Annotated in this window: 9 protein-coding genes and 1 pseudogene; 4 read left to right on the top strand and 6 right to left on the bottom strand. The window is 70.2% G+C overall.

The window, feature by feature from the left end; translation table 11 throughout:
- Positions 1-228, bottom strand: a pseudogene (locus IFT73_RS17650) (HNH endonuclease); the annotation flags it as partial.
- A gap of 94 nt (positions 229-322) precedes the next feature.
- On the opposite strand from IFT73_RS17650, the gene IFT73_RS17645 reads away from it, so the two are divergent.
- A complete protein-coding gene (locus IFT73_RS17645; RefSeq protein ID WP_192168751.1) occupies positions 323-952 on the top strand; it encodes an FMN-binding negative transcriptional regulator in 630 nt (209 codons plus the stop codon).
- A gap of 7 nt (positions 953-959) precedes the next feature.
- On the opposite strand, the gene IFT73_RS17640 is transcribed toward IFT73_RS17645, so the two are convergent.
- Both IFT73_RS17640 and IFT73_RS17635 read right to left on the bottom strand, forming a co-directional pair.
- Positions 960-1,532 carry a TetR/AcrR family transcriptional regulator gene (locus IFT73_RS17640; protein WP_192168750.1) on the bottom strand — a complete coding sequence of 191 codons (573 nt, stop codon included), beginning with the start codon at positions 1,530-1,532 and terminating at the stop codon, positions 960-962.
- Positions 1,525-2,358: an alpha/beta fold hydrolase gene (locus tag IFT73_RS17635; protein WP_192168749.1), complete on the bottom strand. Its 834-nt coding sequence runs from the start codon at positions 2,356-2,358 to the stop codon at positions 1,525-1,527. The genes IFT73_RS17640 and IFT73_RS17635 overlap by 8 nt, the downstream gene beginning before the upstream one ends.
- Before the next feature lie 259 nt (positions 2,359-2,617).
- Between IFT73_RS17635 and IFT73_RS17630 the strand changes: the two genes are divergently transcribed.
- Complete coding sequence (locus tag IFT73_RS17630; protein WP_192168748.1) at positions 2,618-3,019, top strand: DUF6855 family protein; 402 nt, start codon at positions 2,618-2,620, stop codon at positions 3,017-3,019.
- A 23-nt stretch (positions 3,020-3,042) separates the two neighbouring features.
- Here IFT73_RS17630 and IFT73_RS17625 read toward each other — a convergent pair whose 3' ends face one another.
- From IFT73_RS17625 to IFT73_RS17615, 3 genes are all read right to left on the bottom strand, one after another.
- Positions 3,043-3,930 (bottom strand): M48 family metallopeptidase, encoded by an 888-nt coding sequence (locus IFT73_RS17625; RefSeq protein WP_197984360.1) that lies wholly within the window; start codon positions 3,928-3,930, stop codon positions 3,043-3,045.
- Between the two features lie 116 nt (positions 3,931-4,046).
- Positions 4,047-4,469, bottom strand: a complete 423-nt coding sequence (locus tag IFT73_RS17620) for a hypothetical protein (RefSeq protein WP_056605062.1) — start codon at positions 4,467-4,469, stop codon at positions 4,047-4,049.
- Positions 4,470-4,533: 64 nt separating this feature from the next.
- Positions 4,534-5,250, bottom strand: coding sequence for an SDR family oxidoreductase (locus tag IFT73_RS17615; protein WP_192168747.1), 717 nt, complete (start codon positions 5,248-5,250; stop codon positions 4,534-4,536).
- 84 nt (positions 5,251-5,334) lie between these two features.
- Here IFT73_RS17615 and IFT73_RS17610 point away from each other — a divergent pair, with 84 nt between their 5' ends.
- Both IFT73_RS17610 and IFT73_RS17605 read left to right on the top strand, forming a co-directional pair.
- Positions 5,335-5,907 (top strand): TetR/AcrR family transcriptional regulator, encoded by a 573-nt coding sequence (locus IFT73_RS17610; RefSeq protein WP_192168746.1) that lies wholly within the window; start codon positions 5,335-5,337, stop codon positions 5,905-5,907.
- On the top strand, positions 5,904-6,395 hold the full coding sequence (locus tag IFT73_RS17605; RefSeq protein ID WP_192168745.1) for a polyketide cyclase: 492 nt from the start codon (positions 5,904-5,906) through the stop codon (positions 6,393-6,395). The genes IFT73_RS17610 and IFT73_RS17605 overlap by 4 nt, the downstream gene beginning before the upstream one ends.
- The last annotated feature ends 93 nt before the right edge of the window (positions 6,396-6,488 follow it).

Genomic DNA, 6,488 nt, shown 5'->3' with positions numbered 1-6,488 from the left:
CAACCGGTGCACCACCTGCCCCTCCGACAATCCCATCGCCTCACCAATGCTCAACGCGATCGCGCCGCGCTCGACCAGCCGACGCATCGGCGACTCCAGCAGCTCGATCCGCGCCATCTCGGCGTCCCGGTACTCCAGCATCGCGACCACCGACCGCGCCTCGGCGCGCGCCTGCTCCCGCGCGACGTCACCCAGGACGTCGATCGAAGCAGGTGCGAAGGTGGCCATACATCCAACCTAGAGGCCACCACCGACACTCAACCGTAGCGAGATCCACGCTGTGCACAGACCTTCGAGACCGTCGCTCCGTAGAGTCGGGCGCATGTACACCCCACCGTTCAACCGCGCAGACGACGAGACCGCCCTGCGCGAGCTCGCCGCCGCCGTCCGCGTGGGTTGGCTGGTCACCAGCCGCGCCGGAGCGGCTCCGGCTGCGACGCTGCTGCCGTTCGTCTGGACGGGCGACACCGTCGTCGCCCACTTCGCGCGGGCGAACCCGCACTGGCGCGAGATCGACGACGACACACCGGCGCTGCTGATCGTGACGGGTCCGGACGCCTACGTGTCGCCGAGCTGGTACCCCGCCAAGGCCGAGCACGGCAAGGTCGTCCCCACCTGGAACTACAGCGCGGTCCACCTGACCGGGACGGCTCGTGTGCACGACGACCCCGAGTGGCTGCGCGCCGCCGTGACCGAGCTGACCGACCACCACGAGGGTCGGCGGACGGAGCCGTGGCACGTCAGCGACGCGCCGGACTCCTACGTCGAGGGCCAGCTGCGCGGCATCGTCGGCGTCGAGATCACGGTGACGGCCGTCGAGGGCAAGGCGAAGCTGAGCCAGAACCGCTCGGACGCCGACCGCACCGGCGTCGTCCAGGGCCTGCGGGCGGACGGTCGTCCCGGCGACCTCGGCGTGGCCGAGGCGATGGCCGCCTCACTCGCACGCGAATGACGGCCACCTACCCCGCAGGCTTGCCGCGCAGGCCGGTGTCGATGAGGTCGACGAGCCAGTCGAAGCTCTCGTCGGTGTCAGTCGACCACTGGAAGCCCCCGGCCGACTCGATCGTGGCGAAGCCGTGGAAGGCGCTGCGGAGCGCGCGGAGGGCGCTGGTCATGTCGTCGGGGGCGATGTCGTAGCCACGCAGCACCGCGGTGAAGGGCCCCATGCTCGTGGCGGCGGCGACGGCGAGCGGGTCGTCCGGCCCGGTGGGTTCGAGGCCGACCGTCGCGGCGTACCGGCCGGGGTGGGCGAGCACGAACTCCCGCAGGGCGCGGGCCGCGGCGCCGAGCGCGTCACGTCCGGAGCGACCCTGGATGGCCGAGCCGATCGCGTCACCGGCACCGGTCAGCCCCACGGCAGCGATGCGACGCACCAGGTCGTCCTGGCTGGCGACGTGCTTGTAGAGCGACGGGGTGCGGACGCCGACCCGTTCGGCCAGCCGTCCCATCGTCAGGTTGGCGAACCCGATCTCGTCGGCGAGGTCGGCGCCGGCGGCGACGACGGTGTCGGTGTCGAGGCCCGCCCTAGGCACGGACGCCGTCCAGGAACGTCAGCATCGAGGCGGCCACCTCGGCAGGGTACTGGACGTGCGGGTAGTGCCCGGCGCCGTCGATGACGTCGAGTTGGCCCAGGCCGTCGGGCAGCTCGGCGACGACCGCCTCGCCCTCGGCCAGCGGCGCGGCCCAGTCGGGGTCGGCGCTGCCCTGCACGACCAGCACGGGGCAGCGGACGTTGGCCAGTTGCTCGCCCGCGTCGGCGGGCGACGCATTGCCCATCTTCTGCAGCACCTTCATGCGTCCCGGCTGCTCGAGCATCGCGGTGACCTGCTGCAGGCGCGTGTCCCAGTCGGCGGGCTTGGTGCCGGGGTACGCGACGTCGAGGTACTTCGCCCACTGCTTCGTGCTGCCGAGCACGGTCGTCCCCACCAGCCGCAGCATGCCGCGACGGAAGGCGGACGACCGCAGGTCGCCGAGGCCGATCGACTGCTTGCGGGTGAAGGGCGCGAGCTCGACGGCCGCGATGACCAGCTCGGGTGCCGTCGCCGCCGCGATGGTCACGGCGCCGCCGGCGATGGAGTGTCCGCCCAGCACCGCCGGCCCGCCGAGGTGGCGCACCAGGGCGACGAGGTCTCCGGCGATGTCGGTGCGCGTGTACGCCTGCCAGCCGACGCTCGACTCGCCGCAGCCGCGCAGGTCGACCGCCGCGACCCGGTAGCCGGCCTCGACCAGCATCGGCGCCAGGAAGCGGTAGGCCTCGCGGCTGTCGCCCATGCCGTGGGCGAGCACCACCAGCGGGCCGGCGGTGCCGGTCAGGTCGTAGGCGAGGGTGCCGCCGTCGATCTCCAAGAACTCGGTCATGTCGTCCTCCGTGTGCGTCGTCGGGCTGGCTTATGTTGTTAGCCATAAGCTAACACACTTAGCCACCGATGACGAGACGCCGTCAGCTGGCGACCAAGGTCCCCTCCTCCCGGGCCGTGTGGCCGGGCCGAGGTCCCCGCGGTGCGAGCACCATGGCAGGAGGCCGACGGGTCACTGGCAGAACACGTTGAGCAGACAGCGTCGGTACCGCCAGGGCCCGCCGGGCAGCCGACCCCGGCCTTTCAGGGAGGGGCCACCCATGGCTGACGGAACGAGCAAAGACCCGTGGCGTCTCACCACTCCGCCCGGGTCGTCGACGTACACGATGCACCTCGACGAGGAGTCGGAGCCGGCCCTGCTCGTCTGCCAGGTGGGCTCGACCCGGCTGACCTACCTCGCCCGCGCGATCGGCGACCTCCACGCCTGGCTGCAGACTGAAGAGGACTGGGTCCCGCTCGGGGCGGCCGACGAGAACAAGCCCGCGGCTCCCAACACCGTCGAGGCCTGGGGCAGGTCGGACGCCAACCCGGTCGGCGGGTGGTACGGCCAGCGCACGGGCTACCGGGGGCGGTTCGGCATGTACCTGCCGCCGCTGCTCGAGGAGCTCGGCCTGGCCGAGCTGACCCACGAGAAGCGCAACAACCGCATGCGGGCGACGTGACCTGACGGGCGCAGCACCCGCCGTCAGAGCATCCGTCCGTGGACGTCCCAGCCCTCGTCGGGCACCCGGCGCAGGGCGGTCATGCGGCGGAACCCGACCGCGTGGTCAGCGCGGAAGTTGGCGAGCTTGAGCCAGAACCCGTCCTCGTGGTCGGCGACGGAGTCGAAGTAGGCGTCGATGTCGACGTGCTTACTCATGTGCTTGCCGGCGAAGAGGCCGATCATGCCCATCACGCCCTCGGGCGCCAGCAGGCTCCCGACCCGGTCGGCGGAGTACTCCTGGGCGCGCGAGACGCTGGGCCCGATCTGCAGGATCGTCGAGATCGGACGCAGGATCGTGCGCCAGACGCTCACGTGGCGGCAGTGGATGTGGCCGAGCTCGTGACCGAGGACGAACCGGATCGTCTCGAAGTCGCCGTTGAGGTAGGCGATGTCGAGCAGGTCGGAGTAGATGACGACGTAGCCCCGCCGGATCCGACACTTGGTGGCGTACGCGTTGAACACGCCGTTGCCGTTCGTCACGTACAGACGCGGCAGCTTCAGCAGCCCCTCGCCGTCGGGCGTCATGCTCAGACGTCCGCCGAGCTCGGCGAACAGCTCGTAGAGCTGCGGCAGCTGTCGCGGGGTCACCTCGACGCCGTTGCTGATGGTCGTCCAGTACATGTAGCGGATGAAGAACAGGCCGGCCAGCAACGGGCCGAGCACGATCAGCACGACGGCCGACGTCAACCAGCCGGGCTGATCGGCATTGGTCGCGACCAGGACGATGAACACCGCCACGGCCACGACGCTCGACACCCCGGCCAGCACCAGCATCGGCACCTCGGCCCGGTGCCTGAGCTCGCGGACGGGCGGCAGCCCCGATCCGCTCGGGCGGTCCGTCGGACGAGACGTTTCCTCGTGCAGGCTCATCGGCTTCTCCGGTTCGCGGGGGATCTTCCCGCGATTGTTCGACCGCCCACTCGACCGGACGAGGGCCTCTGGTCACACCCGGAGGTGGCCAGAGGCTCTGGCGCCGTCAGTCGACGTCAGCTGGTGCGCGCCTCGGAGCCGAGGACCAGCAGCACGAGCTTGTCGCCCTTCTCCTCCAGACCCAGGACGTACTCGCTGCCCTGGACGTCGACCTTGAACGAGTCGTCGCCCGCACGGTAGGCGCGGTAGGCCCGCTCGCCGTCCGCGTGGGTCAGGGGCAGACCGTAGGAGGACTGGGCCTCCTTGACGAAGGCGTCGACGCGGGCGTCCTGGTCGACGAGCACGGCGTCGGTCGAGCAGATGAACGCCACCACGGCTCCGGCGATCGCCAGCGACGCCACGGCACCGGCGGCGCGCGACTTGCCCGTGAAGAACAGGTGCACGCCGGCCAGGACGCCGAGGACGAACAGCGCCACGGCGACGCTCACGAGAACTGTCGAGAGGGTGTCGTGACCGCCGGTGGTGAACACGTTCTTCATGAGTGGAGGAACCTCTCGATAAGTTGGATGACCATCGGTGAGGTTACTCCGTGCCCTGAAGCCGTCAGCTGCCGGACAGCGCCGAGAACAGCTGCTCGTACCGCGCGGACGGGCTGAGCGTCAGGCCCGACTTCACGAGCTTGGCCCAGTCGTCGCCCAGCACCTCGTCGGCACCCGACTCGATCGCGTCGAGCCCGGCGGCGGCGAGGGACGCGGGCGAGATCTTGGGGGCGTCGCTGGCGGCGGCCATGTCGGTGTCGACCAGACCCATGTGGACGCCGACGACCTGCGTGCCCTGGTCGGCGAGCTCGAGGCGCGTGCTGTCGGTGAGGCTCCAGGCGGCCGCCTTCGACGCGGCGTACGCGCCGGCGCTCGGGACCGTGAACCACGAGAGCGCCGAGACGACGTTGACGATCGCGCCGCCGCCGTTGGCCTTGAGGATCGGGGCGAAGGCCTGGGTCATGAGCAGCGGGCCGTAGAAGTTGGTGTCCATCTCGCGGCGGATGTCGGCCAGGTCGCCGGAGACGACCGACGTGCCGGTCGAGATGCCCGCGTTGTTGATCAGCACCTGCACGTCGCCCGCTGCGGCCGCTGCGGCCTCGACCTGCGCGGGGTCGGTGACGTCGAGCCTGATCGCCTCGACACCCTCGACGTCGATGGCACCGTCGCGCGAGGCGGCGTAGATCTTGGCCGCTCCGCGCTCCTTGAGCTGGGCGACGAACTGCGCACCGATGCCTCGGTTGGCTCCGGTCACCAGCACGACGGCGTTGTTCAGCTGCATGGGAATCTCTTTCTGTAGCGATCACTATGGATTAAATCTCGAACATAACACATTCCATAACGGTCACTACGTTATGCTGGCCACATGGCAGGCAGACCCAGGAGCTTCGACCGCGACACCGCGCTGGCCGCCGCCGTCGAGCAGTTCTGGCGGACCGGCTATGAGGAGACGTCGATCGCGATGCTGACCAGCGCGATGGGCGTGACCCCCCCGAGCCTCTACGCGGCGTTCGGCGACAAGGACAGCCTCTTCACCGAGGCGTCCGACCTGTACTTCCGCCGGACGTGCGAGGCCGTGGACGCGGCGATGACCCGCACGTCCATCCACGAGGCGATCGCGAAGATGCTCGGCGACACCGCCCGCGCGCACACCGCCAGCGACACCCCGCTGGGCTGCCTGCTGCTGACCGAGCCGCGCCTCACCGCGCAGCGCGAGACCCTGCACGACAAGCTCACCGAACGAATCGCGCGAGCCGTCACGGACGGCGACCTGCCGGCGTCCACCCGCCCCGACGAGCTGTCGTCGTTCCTGCTGGCCGTCATGCGCGGCATGTCGGGCTGCGCGCGCGACGGCGGCTCGACCGAAGACCTCCTCGCCATCGCGCGATTCGCCGTCGCCGCGATCCCGGACCAGAACGCACCTACGATCGACGAATGATCGGTGACCGCTGGGGCGTGACGGACGCCGAGACGAGCCGCCACTACCCGTGCGACGACTTCGTCCCCCGGCCCGCGTGGCAGGCCTGGCGCGGAGTCACCATCGACGCCACCCCTGACGCGGTGTGGCCGTGGATCGTGCAGCTCCGGCTCGCGCCTTACTCGTACGACTGGATCGACAACCTCGGCCGCCGCTCACCCCGCGAGCTGCGAGGCCTGCCCGACCCCGAGGTCGGGGACCCGTTCACCGCCACCGCCGGACGCTCGATCGGAACCGTCCTGTCGGTCGAGCCCGGAGTCCAGCTGACCGCGAAGCTCGTCGGCGCCTACATGTCGTACGTCCTCGTGGACGCCGGCCAGTCGACCCGGCTCCTCCTGAAGCTCGCCGCCCGCAACGGCCGCGCTCTCGGCCCACTCATCGCCGTTGGCGATCTCGTCATGGCCCGCAAGCAACTCCTCAACATCAAGACCCTCGCCGAAGCGCGATAGCCCTACCGTTCGCTGCTGAAGATGAGCATTGCGTCGATCGCGGGGGAATGCCACACCTCCGTACGACGAAGGAAGACCGCCAGAACAGGTGCT

Origin of the sequence: Aeromicrobium sp. CFBP 8757, from assembly GCF_014841755.1 — a bacterium.
Classification (GTDB): Bacteria; Actinomycetota; Actinomycetes; order Propionibacteriales; family Nocardioidaceae; genus Aeromicrobium.
This window is presented reverse-complemented; position numbering and strand designations above follow the sequence as displayed.